12 protein-coding genes are annotated in these 16,161 nt (G+C 66.8%); 8 read left to right on the plus strand and 4 right to left on the minus strand.

What is annotated here, in order from left to right; genetic code table 11:
* Nucleotides 1-17 precede the first annotated feature (17 nt).
* Nucleotides 18-2,174, minus strand: coding sequence for a bifunctional (p)ppGpp synthetase/guanosine-3',5'-bis(diphosphate) 3'-pyrophosphohydrolase (locus QP457_RS16775; RefSeq protein ID WP_205405161.1), 2,157 nt, complete (start codon nt 2,172-2,174; stop codon nt 18-20).
* A 130-nt stretch (nt 2,175-2,304) separates the two neighbouring features.
* Between QP457_RS16775 and QP457_RS16780 the strand changes: the two genes are divergently transcribed.
* Entirely contained in the window at nt 2,305-2,841 is a 537-nt protein-coding gene (locus tag QP457_RS16780; protein WP_205405162.1) for a hypothetical protein, read from the plus strand.
* A gap of 107 nt (nt 2,842-2,948) precedes the next feature.
* Here the strand turns inward: QP457_RS16780 and hrpA are convergent, their stop codons facing one another.
* Nucleotides 2,949-7,034 carry an ATP-dependent RNA helicase HrpA gene (hrpA, locus tag QP457_RS16785; RefSeq protein ID WP_205405163.1) on the minus strand — a complete coding sequence of 1,362 codons (4,086 nt, stop codon included), beginning with the start codon at nt 7,032-7,034 and terminating at the stop codon, nt 2,949-2,951.
* Nucleotides 7,035-7,120: 86 nt separating this feature from the next.
* Here hrpA and QP457_RS16790 point away from each other — a divergent pair, with 86 nt between their 5' ends.
* From QP457_RS16790 to QP457_RS16815, 6 genes are all read left to right on the plus strand, one after another.
* Nucleotides 7,121-7,669: a Dps family protein gene (locus tag QP457_RS16790; RefSeq protein ID WP_025879374.1), complete on the plus strand. Its 549-nt coding sequence runs from the start codon at nt 7,121-7,123 to the stop codon at nt 7,667-7,669.
* Between the two features lie 553 nt (nt 7,670-8,222).
* On the plus strand, nt 8,223-10,028 hold the full coding sequence (gene recQ / locus QP457_RS16795; RefSeq protein WP_099818829.1) for a DNA helicase RecQ: 1,806 nt from the start codon (nt 8,223-8,225) through the stop codon (nt 10,026-10,028).
* A gap of 165 nt (nt 10,029-10,193) precedes the next feature.
* Nucleotides 10,194-10,580 carry a CopL family metal-binding regulatory protein gene (locus QP457_RS16800; RefSeq protein ID WP_205406275.1) on the plus strand — a complete coding sequence of 129 codons (387 nt, stop codon included), beginning with the start codon at nt 10,194-10,196 and terminating at the stop codon, nt 10,578-10,580.
* A gap of 75 nt (nt 10,581-10,655) precedes the next feature.
* Nucleotides 10,656-12,470, plus strand: coding sequence for a copper resistance system multicopper oxidase (locus QP457_RS16805; RefSeq protein WP_191078722.1), 1,815 nt, complete (start codon nt 10,656-10,658; stop codon nt 12,468-12,470).
* Entirely contained in the window at nt 12,467-13,432 is a 966-nt protein-coding gene (locus QP457_RS16810) for a copper resistance protein B (RefSeq protein ID WP_205406274.1), read from the plus strand. Before QP457_RS16805 ends, QP457_RS16810 begins: the two co-directional genes overlap by 4 nt.
* A gap of 81 nt (nt 13,433-13,513) precedes the next feature.
* Nucleotides 13,514-14,026, plus strand: a complete 513-nt coding sequence (locus QP457_RS16815; protein WP_205406273.1) for a GNAT family N-acetyltransferase — start codon at nt 13,514-13,516, stop codon at nt 14,024-14,026.
* Between the two features lie 6 nt (nt 14,027-14,032).
* Here the strand turns inward: QP457_RS16815 and QP457_RS16820 are convergent, their stop codons facing one another.
* Nucleotides 14,033-14,356, minus strand: a complete 324-nt coding sequence (locus tag QP457_RS16820) for a zf-TFIIB domain-containing protein (protein WP_025874650.1) — start codon at nt 14,354-14,356, stop codon at nt 14,033-14,035.
* Between the two features lie 278 nt (nt 14,357-14,634).
* Here QP457_RS16820 and QP457_RS16825 point away from each other — a divergent pair, with 278 nt between their 5' ends.
* Entirely contained in the window at nt 14,635-15,057 is a 423-nt protein-coding gene (locus tag QP457_RS16825) for a response regulator (protein WP_205406272.1), read from the plus strand.
* Between the two features lie 82 nt (nt 15,058-15,139).
* On the opposite strand, the gene QP457_RS16830 is transcribed toward QP457_RS16825, so the two are convergent.
* Nucleotides 15,140-16,078, minus strand: coding sequence for an alpha/beta hydrolase-fold protein (locus QP457_RS16830; protein ID WP_205406271.1), 939 nt, complete (start codon nt 16,076-16,078; stop codon nt 15,140-15,142).
* Between the last annotated feature and the right edge of the window lie 83 nt (nt 16,079-16,161).

Raw genomic sequence — 16,161 nt, forward strand, 5'->3', positions numbered from 1 at the left:
CCGGGGCAGCGTGAAGCTCAGCCCAGACGACGCGCCTCGCTGACGCCCGGCAGCGCATCGAGCTTGCCCAGCAGATTCGACAACTGGCCGTAGTCGCTGACCTTCAGCCGCAGGCGCAGATGCGCGCGGCCGCTGTTGCGGACGTTGTCGCTGTGGATGTCCAGCACGTAGGCGTCTTCCTGTGCGATCAGGTTGGTGATGTCCTTCAGCAGCCAGCGGCGGTCAACTGCCTCGACCACCACGTCCACTTCATAGCCGCCGCCGGCCTGGCCCCATTCCACCGGCAGGATCCGCTGCGGGCTGGTCGCAGCCAGCCGCGCCAGTGCAACGCAGTCTGCACGATGCACCGTGACACCCCGGCTACGGGTCAGGTAGCCGACAATCGGTTCGCCCGCCACCGGCTGGCAGCAACGCGCCAGCTGTACCAGCAGATTGCCCACGCCCTGCACGGTGAACTTGGACTTGCCCAGGTTCTCGCGGCGCGCGGTCGGCCGCGGCAGGGACGGCGGTGCGACCGGCTGGCTGGCCGCACGCTCGGCTTCCAGCAGCGAACGGCTGACCTGGTTGGGGCCGGTATCGCCCAGCGCGACCTGGATGTACAGGTCGTCGACACTGTCGGCATGGAACTTCTTCGCCGCTGCGGACAGGTCCGAATGCTGCAGGCCCAGCCGCTTCAGTTCGCGCTCCAGCAGCTCGCGCCCTGCCTGCACGTTGCGCGCCCGGTCCAGCTTGTGGAACCAGCTGCGCACCTTCTCGCGCGAGCGGTTGCTGGCCAGGAAGCCGTTGGCCGGCATCAGCCAGTCGCGGCGCGGGTCGGCCTCCTTGCCGGTCAGGATCTCGACCCGGTCACCGCTGCGCAGGCGATAGGTCAGCGGCACGATGCGCCCATTGACCTTGGCCCCGCGGCAGCGGTGCCCGACCATGGTGTGCACCTGGTAGGCAAAATCCAGCGGCGTTGCGCCCTGCGGCAGGTCCAGCACCTCATCCTTCGGGGTCAGCGCGTAGACCCGGTCCTCGGTCAGCTCGGCATCGAGCGCGCCAGCCAGTTCATTGCCCTGCCCGTCCTGTGCTTGCTCCAGCAGCTGGCGCATCCAGGTGATCTTGCGATCGAACGACTTCTCCGCGCCCTTGCCGCCTTCCTTGTACTTCCAGTGCGCGGCCACGCCCAGCTCGGCCTGCGCGTGCATGTCGTGGGTGCGGATCTGCACTTCGATGGTGCGCCCTTCCGGGCCAACCACCGCCGTGTGCAGCGAGCGGTAATCGTTGGCCTTCGGCCGGGCGATGTAATCGTCGAACTCGCTCGGCACCGGCGCCCACAGCGCATGCACCACGCCGAGCGCGGCGTAGCAGGCGGCCACGTCATCGACCATCACCCGTACCGCACGGATGTCATACAGCTGGTCGAAGGCCAGGCGCTTCTTCTGCATCTTCCGCCAGATGCTGTAGATGTGCTTGGGCCGGCCACTGACCTCGGCGTGGATGCCCTGCACGCCCAGTTCGCGCGACAGCACCTTCTTCACGTTCTCGACGTAGCGCTCGCGGGCGATGCGCGTTTCGTCGACCTCGCGCGCGATGCGCCGGTAGGTGTCCGGTTCCAGGTGGCGGAACGCCAGGTCTTCCAGTTCCCATTTCAACTGCCAGATGCCCAGCCGGTTGGCCAGCGGCGCATGGATGTCGCGGGTCAACTGGGCCAGTGCGAGTCGCTGCTCCTCATCGAGCTTGTCGGCCGCGCGCATGCGCGCCAGCTGCCGGGCCAGCAGGATCGGCACCACCCGCAGGTCGCGGATGATGGCCAGCAGCAACCGGCGCAGGCCTTCGCTGTTGCGGCCCGCCTCGCGACCGGCATGCAGGGCCCAGACGGGATCAGCCGCATCCTGTCCATCAAGCAGCCCGATCACCGCCGCTTTGTGGCTACCCAACGGCAGCGCGTCGAGGTGGACGCGCAGGCCCGGCAGATCGAACAGCAGGGCCGCCACCACGGCGCCCTCGTCTGCCGAGAGCATTGCCAGCGCATCCAGGGTATCGCCCAGCACCGACCAGCTGGCACGCATCTGTGGGTCGCAGTCCGGCGATTCCCAATGCCCGCGCAGGGCCTGGCGCAGCGGAGCCGGCAGCACGGCTGCCGAGGGACGGTTCAACAAGGCATCCAGGCCGGGGACGGAAGCGCGGTTCACAGCATCGAGCAGGCAAGACAGAAGCCCCTACACTAGCGCCGCAGCCGTTCAGGAACAATCGCCGCGGCCACCATCGCCGGGAATGTGGACATGCCGTTACACTCGCCGGCATCCACCGGAGAGTTCCGCCATGCCTTCGATCACCCTGCCTTTCCGCCCGCGCCTGCTGGCCTGTGCCGCCCTGCTGCTGTCCCTGTCGGCGCCCGCGCTGGCCCAGCGCGTGGTGCAGGGTGACCTGCAGCAGCAGATGTCAGCAGCCGAATTCAAGGCCGCTGGCTTGGACAAGCTCAATGCCGCCGAGCTGGCCACGCTGAACCGCTGGCTGCAGGGCAAGGTTGAAGCCGCCACCACCGAAGCCGTCGCTGCGGTGCGCGAAGAAGCGCGTGAGGAAGGCCGCCAGGAAGTGATCGTGAAGAACCGCGGCTTCTTCGACTTCGGCAGCAACGAGCCGATCAGCGGTGTGCTGCAGGGCGAGTTCCGCGGTTTCGGCAAGGGCCGGATCTACGTGCTGGACAATGGCCAGCAATGGGAACAGACCGATACCACCTCGGTTTCCGGCGTGCGCAAGCAGTCGCCGAAGGTCAGCATCAGCCCCGGGGTGATGGGCGTGTGGTACATGAAGGTCGACGGCGTGAACACCCAGCCCAAGGTGCGTCGCACCAAGTAACGGCACCATCGGCCGCTACCGCCGGGACCCGCAGCAGATCCACGCCACGCGTGGATGGCATTCCGCTTGACCCCACCGGCGAGCACCCGGCGGGGTCGGACCAAGGGTTACGAGGCCTGGCGCAGTGCGGTCACCCGCTGCGCCAGTTTCTTCGCCGAAACGCCGGTGCGTGCGCCCAGTTCCTGCGCGAACAACGACACCCTCAGTTCTTCCAGGTCCCAGCGCAGTGCCTGCCACTGCGGCCGCTCGCGCAGGCCCTGCTGCTCGCCCACCTGCAACGCCTCCAGGAACGGATGCAGTTCCAGCATGCGCGCCTGGTCACGCGGCGGATCGCGCTTGGCACGCTCGGTGCGCAGGATCATCGCTTTCAGGTAGCGCGGGTACTGCGCCAGGGCGTCAGCCGGCGTGTCACGCAGGAAACCCGGATGGATCAGCCCGACCAGCTGCGCTTCCATGTCATCCAGATTGCCGCGCGCCCAGCCCATCAACGGCGCCTCCAGCATCGGCTTCAACTCGGCCACCAAGGCAAGGATCGACTCGGCCAGCTTCAACCGCTGCATGGCTTCGCCGAACAGCGTTTTTGCTGCGTGTTCGCGGCGCTGCTCGAATGCCGCCGCATCGCGGATATCGCCCAGACCATCAGCCAGCACGGCATTCAGCGCCGCGTCGACCAGATCGCCACGCAGGCGTTCCTGGGTTTCGATCGAGGCGTACAACAGTCCGGTTTTCGGCGCGACCGGCAACTGCTTGCGTGCCTGCTTGATCTTCTCGCCCAGGCCGATCTCCAGCAGTCGGCGCACACCAAGCGGGTGTGATTCCTCGGCCTGTTGGCGATCGGCGTAGATACGCAATGCGACGCTGTCACCCTCATCCTTCAGTGCGGGATAGGCCGGCACGCCGGCCTCGCCCGGTACCTGCAGCGGAATCGGTGTGGCCGGGAAGGTGCGCAGACCATCGGCCGCCATCTCGCGCCCGGCACGCGCGGCGAACGCATCGCCGGCCCGGCCGCCAAACTTCGCACGCAGCGCATCCAGGTCGCGCGATGTTGCCAGCACCTTGCCCTGCTCGTCGCGCAGGCGCAGGTTCATGTGCAGGTGCGGCTCGATTGAACCGGGCTCGAAATCGGTCGCGGCCACGCTTGCCCCGGTTGCCCGTGACAGGAAGCGCGCCAGCTCACCGGTGATCGCGTCGGCGCTGGGCTGCGGGAAGGCCTCGTAGAACGCGCGCGCGAAATCCGGTGCCGGCACGTAGTTGCGCCGCATTGCCTTGGGCAGGCTGCGGATCAAGGCCGCCGCCTTGTCGGCAACGAAACCCGGCGCCAGCCACCCCAACTGCACTGCATCGAGTGCATTGAGCAGATGCAGCGGCACGTCCAGGGTCACGCCGTCATCTTCAGCCCCCGGTTCAAAGCGGTAGTGCAGCGGCAACCGTGCCTGGCCCAGCGCCAGGTACTTCGGGTAGCGCTCCTGCTCGCTGCCTTCGCCCGGCAGCAGATCCACCAGCGACCAGTGCAGTCCCTTGCGCTGTTCCGGCGGCAACCCCTTCCACCACGCATCCAGTCCAGACGCGGAGTGGATCTGCGGCGGCACCCGGTCCAGGTACCAGCGTGCCTGCCAGTCCTCGTCGGCGACGATGCCGGCACGGCGCAGCTTGGCTTCTTCCTCGCGGGCCTGCTCCAGCACCTTCTGGTTGTCGGCCACGAAGCTGGCACGGGTGTTGATCTCACCGGTCACCAGCGCCTGCCGCACGAAGATGTCGTGCGCTTCGCCGGCATTGATGCGGCCGTAGTGCACCGGTTTCTTCGGTGCCAGCACCAGCCCGAACAGGCTGATCTGCTCGGAGGCCAGCACCTGTCCCTGTGCACGCGACCAGTGCGGATCAAAGTGCTTGCGCAGCAGCAGGTGCGGCAGTTCGGCAATCACCCAGTCCGGCTCGATTGCCGCCAGGGTCATGCCCCATACCTTCTGCGTATCCAGCAGGTTGGCCGCCAGCAGCCACGGCGGCGGCCGCTTGGACAGCGTCGAGCCGGGGAACGGCAGGAAGCGCCGCTGGCGCGGCGCCTGGAAATCGCCCTTCTCGCTGCGATGGCCGATCTGCGTGGGCAGGCCCGCCACCAGCGCCCGATGCAGGGTCTGGTAGGCATTGGCGCGCGCGCGTTCGCTGTAGCCGCCGCCCTCCGGAGCCTGATCTTTCTGTGCGCGTGCAGCAACCGGTGCCGGCGTTGCTTCGGCCTTGCCCTCGCGGGCCAGGCGCGCGGCACGGTGCAGCTGGCCACGGGTCGCCTTCACCGCCGCGGCATCATCGCGCGTCGGCGCCGGCGCACTGCTGCCGGCCAGCAACGGCGCCATCGATACCTCATTGGTCTCTTCTTTCCAGCCCAGTTCCTCGCACAGCAGGCGCAGCTGCCGGTGCAGCTCGCGCCATTCGCGCATGCGCAGGAAGCCGAGGAAGTGGCGGCCACACCAGTCGCGCAGCTTTGACTGGGTCAGATCCTCATGGGACTGGCGATAGGCATCCCACAGGCGCAGCACACCGACAAATTCAGAGCGGCCGTCGGCGAACTGTGCATGTGCGTTGTCGGCGGCGCCACGGGCTTCGGGCGGGCGCTCGCGCGGATCCTGGATGCCCAGGAACGAGGCGATCACCAGCATCGGCCGCAGGCAGCCGGCCGCCTGTGCGGCCACCAGCATGCGCGCCAGCTTCACGTCCACCGGCAGGCGCGCCATCTGCTTGCCGATCGCGGTCAGATGGCGCTCGCTGTCGATCGCCCCCAGCTCGGTCAGATGCTGCCAACCATCAGCGACGGCCCGCTCATCCGGCGCCTCAAGGAACGGGAAGTCCTCGATGCGGCCCAGGCCGAGCTGCAGCATGCGCAGGATCACCCCGGCCAGGCTGGAGCGACGGATTTCCGGATCGGTGAACTCCGGCCGCGCCTGGAAATCGGCCTCGGCATACAGGCGGTAGCAGATACCTTCAGCCACACGGCCACAGCGGCCCTTGCGCTGGTTGGCGCTGGCCTGCGAGATCGGCTCGATGTGCAGGCGGTCAAGCTTGTTGCGCGGGCTGTAACGCTTGACGCGGGCAAAACCGGGGTCGACCACATAGCGGATGCGCGGCACCGTCAGCGAGGTCTCGGCCACGTTGGTGGCCAGCACGATGCGCCGGTTCGGGCTCGGGTTGAACACCCGGTCCTGGTCCTGGTTGGACAGCCGCGCGTACAGCGGAAGCACTTCGGTATTGCGGTACTTGCGCCGTTCCAGTGACTGGTGCGCATCGCGGATCTCGCGCTCGCCCGGCAGGAAGATCAGCACGTCACCGCGCGAATCCAGGCGGGTGATTTCATCGATGGCCGAGACGATCGCATCGTTGACCGTGCGCTCGCCCTGGTCTTCGCCCTCGCCTTCCAGCGCGCGATAGCGCACCTCCACCGGATAGGTGCGGCCTTCGACGCTGATCACCGGCGCGTTGTCGAAATGCTGGGCGAAACGCTCGGTGTCGATGGTCGCCGACGTGACGATCAGCTTCAGGTCCGGGCGCTTGCGCAGCAGCTGCTTGAGATAGCCGAGCAGGAAGTCGATGTTGAGGCTGCGTTCGTGCGCTTCGTCGACGATGATCGTGTCGTAGTTCGACAACCAGCGATCACTGGCGATTTCGGCCAGCAGGATGCCGTCGGTCATGAACTTGATGCGGGTGTCTTCGCCGACCTTATCGTTGAAGCGCACCTGGTAGCCCACCAGCTGGCCCAGTTCGCTCTGCAGCTCCTGTGCGACGCGACTGGCCACCGCACGCGCGGCGATCCGTCGCGGCTGCGTGCAGCCGATCATGCCCGCCTGGCCACGGCCGGCGGCCAGGCACAGTTTCGGCAGCTGCGTGGTCTTGCCCGAACCGGTTTCGCCGGCGATCACCACCACCTGGTGGTCGCGGATCAGCTGGGTGATGGTCTCGGCTTCACGCGCAATCGGCAGCTGAGGGTCCAGAGTAATGGCCGGCTGTTGTTGCGCCCGCGCCTGCCGGCGCTGCACCGAAACCTGCAAGGCCTGCTCGAAGCTGGCGGCCAACGCCGCATCCTGTGGCTTGGCCTGGCAACGCGAGAGCATTCCCAGCAATCGTCCACGGTCGCGGCTCATGGCGCCGTCGATGGCGGCACGCTGTTGGCGCTGGCGGGGCTGCGGCATTTTGTCGATAGCGTTCATCAATCGGTTCGTTTAAAACTTTGAATGCGACCAGTCATCAAGACTGATTTATTGTGAAGGCCAACGATTCCACAAGGAGGAACCCCATGGCGAAGACCAAGAGCACGACCAAGCCCAAGACCGGCAAGCAGAAGCTTGCGGCTTCCGCGCCGTCGGCCCCCAACATCGATATCGGGATCACCCAGGGCGACCGCAAGAAGATCGCCGACGGTCTGGCGCGGTTCCAGGCCGATGCGTTCACGCTCTACCTGAAGACCCACAACTTCCATTGGAATGTCACCGGGTCGATGTTCAACTCGCTGCACACCATGTTCGAGACGCAGTACACCGAGCAGTGGGCGGCACTGGACGATGTGGCCGAGCGCATCCGCGCACTGGGCTTCAATGCCCCGGGCTCCTACCGGGAATTTGCTGCGCTGACCTCGATCGTCGAGGAGCCGGGCCTGACCGACAGTGCGGACTGGCGTGAAATGGTACGCCAGTTGGTGGTCGCCAACGAAGCGGTATGCCGTACGGCACGTGAAGTGCTGGATGTGGCCGACGACGCTGACGACGCCCCGACCGAGGATCTGATGACCCAGCGCCTGCAGACCCACGAGAAGTACGCGTGGATGCTGCGTTCCCTGCTGCAGTAAGGGTTGGGGGTTCTCGGCGGGGCTGCGCCCTGCACCCGCAGAGGCAGCTGCAACTGCAACGGCAACGGCCAAAGCAGGAGCTGGTTTCCTGCGGGTTGGCGGGGTGGGTCCGGTTGCGGGGGACGCCGTGAATCCGTCCATGGAGGCTCGGTCGCGCCATCCATGGCGCTCACGCCCCCGCAACCGGACCCACCCCGCCTTCGACAGTTTTCCGCGATCTGCCTGCCCTGGTAGAGCCGAGCCATGCTCGGCTCTTTTCGTTTCGATCTCGAAATATTCGATTTCGATGGATTTTGATCCACGCATGGCGTGGATGGACCCACCGCCACCGGGAAACTGTCGAAGGCGGGGCGGTGTCGGATTGCGGGGTGTCCGCGGCATGGATGCCGCGGCCAAGCCTACAGGGACGTACTTGCGGCGTCCCCGCACTCCGACACCGCCCCGCCAAACCACGGATCACCCCAGAGCCGGCTGTTGCCTTTGACGTTGCTCTGGCTCGTAGCAGGTGCAGGGCGCAGCCCTGCCGACTCCCCCGCCGGGGTAAACTAGCCGGATGGCTTCCCGTCCCGCGCACGACCTGCTCCGCCGCGTCTTTGGTTACGACGATTTCCGTGGTCCGCAGCAGGACATCGTGGAGCATGTGGCTGCCGGTCACGATGCCCTGGTGCTGATGCCTACCGGTGGCGGCAAGTCGCTGTGCTACCAGGTGCCCGCCCTGCTGCGTGACGGCTGTGGCATCGTCATCTCGCCGCTGATCGCGCTGATGCAGGACCAGGTCGAAGCCCTGCGCCAGCTCGGCGTGCGCGCCGAATTCCTGAACTCGACCCTGGACGCAGAAACCGCCGCCCGGGTCGAGCGCGAACTGCTCGCCGGTGAGCTGGACATGCTCTATGTCGCCCCCGAGCGCCTGCTGACCGGCCGCTTCCTGTCGCTGCTGTCGCGCAGCCGGATCGCCCTGTTCGCCATCGATGAAGCCCATTGCGTGTCGCAATGGGGCCACGACTTCCGCCCCGAATACCGGCAGCTGACCGTCCTGCACGAGCGCTGGCCGGAGATTCCGCGGATTGCCCTGACCGCTACCGCCGACCCGCCGACCCAGCGCGAGATCGCCGAGCGCCTGGACCTGGCCGAAGCACGTCACTTCGTCAGTTCCTTCGACCGCCCCAACATCCGCTACACCGTGGTGCAGAAGGACAACGCCCGCAAGCAGCTGAGCGATTTCCTGCGCAGCCATCGCAGCGAGGCCGGCATCGTCTACTGCATGTCACGGCGCAAGGTGGAGGAAACCGCCGAGTTCCTGTGTACGCAGGGTTTCAACGCCCTGCCCTACCACGCCGGCCTGCCCTCGGAAGTGCGTGCCAACAACCAGCGTCGGTTCCTGCGCGAAGACGGCATCGTCATGTGCGCGACCATCGCCTTCGGCATGGGCATCGACAAGCCGGATGTGCGCTTCGTCGCCCACACCGACCTGCCCAAGTCGATGGAAGGCTATTACCAGGAGACCGGCCGCGCCGGTCGCGATGGCGAGGCCGCCGAGGCCTGGCTCTGTTACGGCCTGGGCGATGTGGTGCTGCTCAAGCAGATGATCGAGCAGTCCGAGGCCAGCGAGGAGCGCAAGCAGCTGGAGCGGTCCAAGCTCGACCACCTGCTGGGCTATTGCGAATCGATGCAGTGCCGCCGCCAAGTGCTGCTGGCCGGTTTCGGTGAAACCTATCCCAAGCCCTGCGGCAACTGCGACAACTGCCTGACCCCGCCGGCGGCCTGGGATGCCACCATCCCCGCGCAGAAGGCTCTGAGCTGTGTGTACCGCAGTGGCCAGCGCTTCGGCGTCGGCCACCTGATCGATGTCCTGCGTGGCAGCGAGAACGAGAAGGTCAAGCAGCAGGGCCACGACAAGCTGAGCACCTACGCCATCGGCCGCGATCTGGATGCGCGCACCTGGCGCAGCGTGTTCCGCCAGCTGGTGGCCGCCAGCCTGCTGGAAGTGGACAGCGAGGGCCACGGCGGCCTACGCCTGACCGATGCCAGCCGCGATGTGCTGACCGGTCGCCGCCAGATCAGCATGCGCCGTGATGCGGTCAGTGCCAGTACCGGTCGCGAACGTAGTGCGCAGCGCACCGGCCTGTCGGTGCTGCCACAGGACCTGGCCCTGTTCAATGCGCTGCGCGGCCTGCGCGCCGAGCTGGCGCGCGAGCAGAACGTACCGGCCTTCGTGATCTTCCACGACAGCACCCTGCGCAACATCGCCGAACAGCGCCCGACCTCGCTGGACGAACTGGCCCGGGTCGGTGGCATCGGCGGCACCAAGCTCAGCCGCTATGGCCCGAGGTTGGTGGAAATCGTGCGCGAGGAAGGGTAGCGCCAACCGTACGCTGATGCCCCTGTAGAGCCGAGCCCGCGCTCGGCTGCCGTTCGCGCAGAAGCAGCCGAGCATGGGCTCGGCACCACATTGGTGCAGCTCCAACCTTGAACGCACCATTCAGCATGAAGTGCATCCGGCCCCGCTTGCGGCTAAATTGACGCCATGTCCCTCGCCTCGACCCTGCTCCGTGTCGTGCTCATGCTCAGCCTGTTGCTCAACGGGCTGAACGCGGCAATGGCCAGCGGACACGAGGACATGGGTCGCATGGCCCATGCGATGACCTCGGCCATGACCGATGAGGGCGACGCGGACTGCCACCATCACGCCGGCATGACCGCCGACGAGACGCCGCAGGCCAAGGCTCCCGCCCATGACGCGCACTGCCAGATCAAGGACTGCGTGCGCAGCTGCGCCCAGCACCCGCTGCTGGCGGTGCAGGCACTGCCGTTCCTGACGGGTCCCGGTCTCTCCTTGACCCCGCAGCCGATGCCTGCCAACGGCCGCCCGGCACCGCCGCTGCCGCCGATCTCACGCCCTCCCATCGGCTGATCCAACACGCCTCGTGCGCGCTGCGCACTGAAGCCGGCCCTGCGCTGGCGTCTTTCCGTGTTTGGAGTCACCACCATGAGTACCCGTATTCCTCCCGGCCCGGGCGCTGTGCCCATGCCGTCGCGCCGTCTTTTCGTGCAGGGCATCGCCGCTGGCGGCGTGGTTGCCGGCATCGCCGCAGCCGGCGTCCCGCAGCGCGCGCTCGCCGCCGCCTCTGCCGCGCCCCGCCTGGCCGGCGCGCCGGCGGTCATCAGCGATACCCGCGTCGAACTGGCCATCGGCGAGTCGCTGGCCAACTTCACCGGCCGCACCCGCCCGGCGATCACCGTCAACGGCTCGCTGCCGGCACCGATCCTGCGCTGGCGCGAAGGCCAGACCGTGGACCTGTTCGTGCGCAACACGCTCGGCCAGCACCCCACCTCCATCCACTGGCACGGCATCCTGCTGCCGGCCAACATGGATGGCGTACCCGGCCTGAGCTTCAACGGCATCGGCCCCGGCGAGACCTACCACTACCACTTCGATCTCAAGCAATCCGGCACCTACTGGTATCACAGCCATTCGCTGTTCCAGGAACAGGCAGGGCTGTACGGTGCGCTGATCATCGACCCGGCCGAACCGGCGCCCTACCGGCATGACCGCGAGCACGTGATCATGCTGTCCGACTGGACCGACATGGATCCTGGCGCGCTGTTCCGGCGCATGAAGAAGCTCGCCGAGCACGACAACTACTACAAGCGCACCCTGCCTGACTTCCTGCGCGACGCCCGTCGCGATGGCTGGTCGGCCGCACTGTCCGACCGCGGCATGTGGGGCCGGATGCGGATGACGCCCAGCGACATCTCCGACATCAACGCGCACACCTACACCTACCTGATGAACGGCACTGCGCCGGCCGGCAACTGGACCGGGCTGTTCCGCAGTGGCGAAAAGGTGCTGCTGCGCTTCATCAATGGCGCGTCGATGACCTACTTCGACGTACGCATCCCCGGCCTGAAGATGACCGTGGTCGCCGCCGACGGCCAGTACATCCATCCGGTCAGCATCGACGAGTTCCGCATCGCCCCGGCCGAAACCTACGACGTACTGGTCGAACCCAGCGGCCAGGATGCCTTCACCATCTTCTGCCAGGACATGGGCCGCACCGGCTATGCCGCCGGCACCCTCGCCGTGCGCCATGGTCTGCAGGCACCGATTCCCGCGCGCGACCCGCGCCCGCTGCTGACGATGAGCGACATGGGTCACGACATGGGCAGCGGTGGCCATGGTGGCCACGACATGGCAGCAATGAAGGGCATGGAAGGCGGCTGCGGCGCCAGCATGGGCCACGGTGCGCATGGCGGCGGCAGCGATGCCGCCAGCAAGGCGCCAAAGCATCCGGCCAGTGAGCGCAACAATCCGCTGGTGGACATGCAGAGCTCGGCCACCGAGCCGAAGCTGGACGACCCCGGCATCGGCCTGCGAGACAACGGCCGCCAGGTGCTCACCTATGGTGCGATGCGCAGCCTGTTCGACGACCCCGATGGCCGCGAGCCCGGTCGCGAGATCGAGCTGCACCTGACCGGCCACATGGAAAAGTTCTCCTGGTCATTCGATGGCATTCCCTTCGCCGGTGCCGAGCCGCTGCGCCTGAACTACGGCGAGCGCATGCGCATCGTGCTGGTCAACGACACGATGATGCAGCACCCGATCCATCTACACGGTGTGTGGAGCGACCTGGAGAACGCACAGGGCGAATTCCAGGTGCGCAAGCACACCATCGACATGCCGCCCGGCACCCGCCGCACCTATCGCGTGCGCGCCGATGCGCTCGGCCGCTGGGCCTACCACTGCCATCTGCTGTACCACATGGAAGCCGGCATGATGCGCGAAGTGAGGATCGAAGAATGAGCCGTTCCCTGCTTGCTCCGAGCCTGTTGACCCTCGGCATGTTGGCCGCGCTGCCCGCGTTCGCGCAGTCCCATGCCGGTCATGACATGACAGCGCCCTCGCCTCCTGCCGATACCACGCCAGCGGCAGCGGCCGACGTGGATCATTCGAAGATGGACCACTCGAAGATGGATCACGGCGCGATGGACCATTCAACGATGGATCATGGCGCGATGGATCACTCGAAAATGGGCCATGGCACGCCCGCACCTACCGAGCCACGCGAGCCGATCCCGGTCCCCACCGATGCCGATCGTGCGGCCGCGTTCCCACCCATCGCGCATGGTGCGATGGAGCACGCTCCGGAGATCAACAGTCTGCTGCTGATCGATCGCCTGGAGCACTGGGATGGAAAGAACGGCAACGGCCAGGCCTGGGAGGCCAGCGGCTGGATCGGCGGCAACATCAACCGCCTGTGGCTGCGCACCGATGGCGAACGCAGCAACGGCCGCACGGAATCCTCGGGCGTGGAAGCACTCTACGGGCGTGCCATTTCGCCGTGGTGGGACGTGCTGGTCGGCGTACGCCAGGACTTCCGCCCCGCCGATTCACGCACCTGGGCGGCGATCGGCATCCAGGGGTTGGCACCGTACAAGTTCGAAAGCTCGGCCACGCTGTATGCCGGTTCCGGTGGCCAGCTGATGGCCAAGGCCGAGATCGAATACGACGTGTTGTTGACCAACCGGTTGATCCTGCAGCCACTGCTGGAAGCCACCGTGGCCAGCAAGGATGAACCCGAGTACGGCATCGGCCGCGGCCTCAACAAGGTCGAAGCCGGCCTGCGCCTGCGCTACGAGTTCAGCCGCCGCTTCGCGCCGTACATCGGCATCAGCCACGAACGCGCGTTCGGCGACACGGCGGACTATGCCGGCGACCATGCACGCGATACGCGCTGGGTCGCCGGCATCCGCATGTGGTTCTGAGCAGCGGATCATGAGCAGCAGCCAGCCCCGGCAACCGCCGGGGCCGGCTACACTGCCGCACGTTCCATTGCAGGCTGCACCATGTCGTTGCACATCCGCCGCGCCACCCTGGCCGACGTCGACGCCCTGTCGGCGATCGCCATCGCCACCTATACCGAAACCTGGGGCGATTCCTATCCGCCGCAGGACCTGCACACCTTCCTGCAGGATCACTACGGCACCGCACCGCAGCGGGTCGAGCTATCCGACCCGCGCAGCGCGGTGTGGCTGCTGCTGGAGGGCGAAACGGTGGTGGGCTATCTGGCCGCCGGCGCCAACACCCTGCCGCATGCGGACGCGCGCGACGGCGACGTCGAACTGAAGCGTCTGTACATCCTGTCCAGCCACCAGAACGGTGGCCACGGTGCGCGGCTGATGGATGCGTTCATGGCCTGGCTGGACCAGCCACAGCGCCGCACCCTGTGGGTGGGCGTGTGGGAAGAGAACTTCGGCGCGCAGCGCTTCTACGCGCGCTACGGCTGCAGCAAGGCCGGCGAGTACGACTTCATCGTCGGCGACAGCCGCGACCGCGAGTTCATCCTGCGCCGGCCCTGAGCGACCTCAGAAATCGAACAGCTCGGAGAGGAAGCTCTCCTTCTTCTTTTTCTTGTAACCCTGACTGTACTGGCCACGGTTGTCATCATGGCGCTGGCCGAGATGACGGGTATCGCGGTGCATCACCGGCGGCGGTGCGGCCTGCGGTTGCACAGGCGCGGGCCCTGGCGGCGGCATGGCGGCGCCTGCACCATCGGTGGCGCGTTCGATGATCTTGTCCAGTTCGCCACGATCCAGCCATACGCCACGGCAGCTCGGGCAGTAGTCGATCTCGATGCCATGGCGCTCGGCCATCTGCAGGGTCTGGGTCTTGCACACGGGGCACAGCATTCGCATTGCTCCTGTCGGTCTGGCCTCGACTGTACCTGCGTGCGGATGACTGTGCGGCAACGCATGACCGATGGCACGGGGACTTCCGGCGCGTGCCGCTGCGTCCGACTGCCCAGCGCACCGCACCTGCAGGCGGTGGCAGCACTGGCCTGGCATGCGCGCCGCCAGCGCAGCTAGGTCTTGTAACGCCCACTTAGCCAATCCTGCACACGGGGCTCACTGGGAGCTTGCGCATACTTGCGCGCCTTTCATGCCCTGCCGTCCGGAGTTGTTGCGTCATGCTGCTGTCCAAGCGCCACGTTGAACCACGCGTCCTGCTGATCGAAGACGCCGAGGAAACCCGTGAACTGAGCCGGATGGCGCTGGAGAGCCAGGCCTGCCACGTCGCAGGCGTGAGCAGCGCCGAAGCCGCGCTGGGCCTGCTGGCGGCCGGTGAGCGCTTCGACCTGATGTTCACCGACGTCAATCTCGGCCGGGTCAGCGGTATCGAGGCCGCCAACCGCGTGCGCGGTCTGTACCCCGAGCTGCCGATCCTGGTGACCTCGGGCATGGACCAGCACGCTGTGCTGCCGCAGCTGCAGAACGGCATCCACTTCCTGCCCAAGCCCTACAACATGAGCGAGCTGCTGGATGCGATCCGGCTGTGCTTCCGGCATGCGGATGTCGGCATGTTGACCGGGGCGGATGCACAGGCAGCGTGAGGTCCCATCCACGCATGGCGTGGATCTACCGACTCCATGCCCCATGCAGTAGATCCACGCCATGCGTGGATGGGATTGGCCGTCAACCGCCGGTATACGGTCCTTCGCCTGGAAGCACCTGCAGCAGCGCACGGGTGATCACGCGCGGATACACGGTGAGATGGTCTTCGCCATCAATCACGATGTTCTCCACCTGCAGCTTGCGACCGCTGCCCTGCAGCTGGCCGGCGAAGTCGGCGGCCTGCTGCAGCATGTCGTTGCCGGTGGAGTAGCGCGGCCCTTCCTTGACCGTCTCGTAGCTGCCCACTGACAACAGCACGCGGGTCGGCTGCGCCGGGATGACGGCAGCGTCCTGCATGCGCGGCAACAGACGCTGGTCGAACCACAGCGACGGGCTGGACAGGATGTAGGTGCTGAACATGTCCGGCTGGGTCGTCAGTACGTAAGCGCCAAACAGCGCGCCATAGGAATGCCCCGCGAACACGCGCCGGGCCGGATCGGTACGGTAGCGCGCATCGATCATCGGCAGCGCGTGGTCTGCCAGGAAGCCGCGGTAATGGGCCGCGCCACCGTAGGTGACGTCATCGCTGTAGTAGCCGGCTGGCGTGCGCACCGGGTTGCTGGGCGTGTAATCGCGCGAGCGGCTCTGCTTGGACGTCAGGCCTTCCTGCGGCGGCAACCCGACCAGGATGAAATCCTCGATGTTGACGCCCTGCTGCCCTACCAGGTTGCGCACGCTGCGCACCAACGGGAAGCTGTACAGCGCATCGGTCACGTACAGCACCGGATAGCGCTTTTCAGGATGCGCGGCATAGTCGGCCGGAAGCGCCACCCATATCGGATAATCACGACCAACAGGATCGTGCACGCGCAGCGCTTCGGTATCCGGCAGCACCACGCCCTGCACAGCGGTGGCCGCGCTCTCCTTCGCTTCACCCTGCGCGGCCGGCGGCGCCACCGACATCGCACAACCACTTACGGCCAGGCAGACCGCCACACTCCATCCACGCACACGCTGCATCCGTTCGCTCTCCCGTTGCGGGCGGCGCACGCAGGTGGCGCCGCTACCGCATCCTCACACGCCGCGTTGCCGTACGCCAAGCC

Source organism: Stenotrophomonas sp. As-7 (genome assembly GCF_030291015.1).
In the GTDB taxonomy this organism is placed as follows: Bacteria; Pseudomonadota; Gammaproteobacteria; order Xanthomonadales; family Xanthomonadaceae; genus Stenotrophomonas; species Stenotrophomonas lactitubi.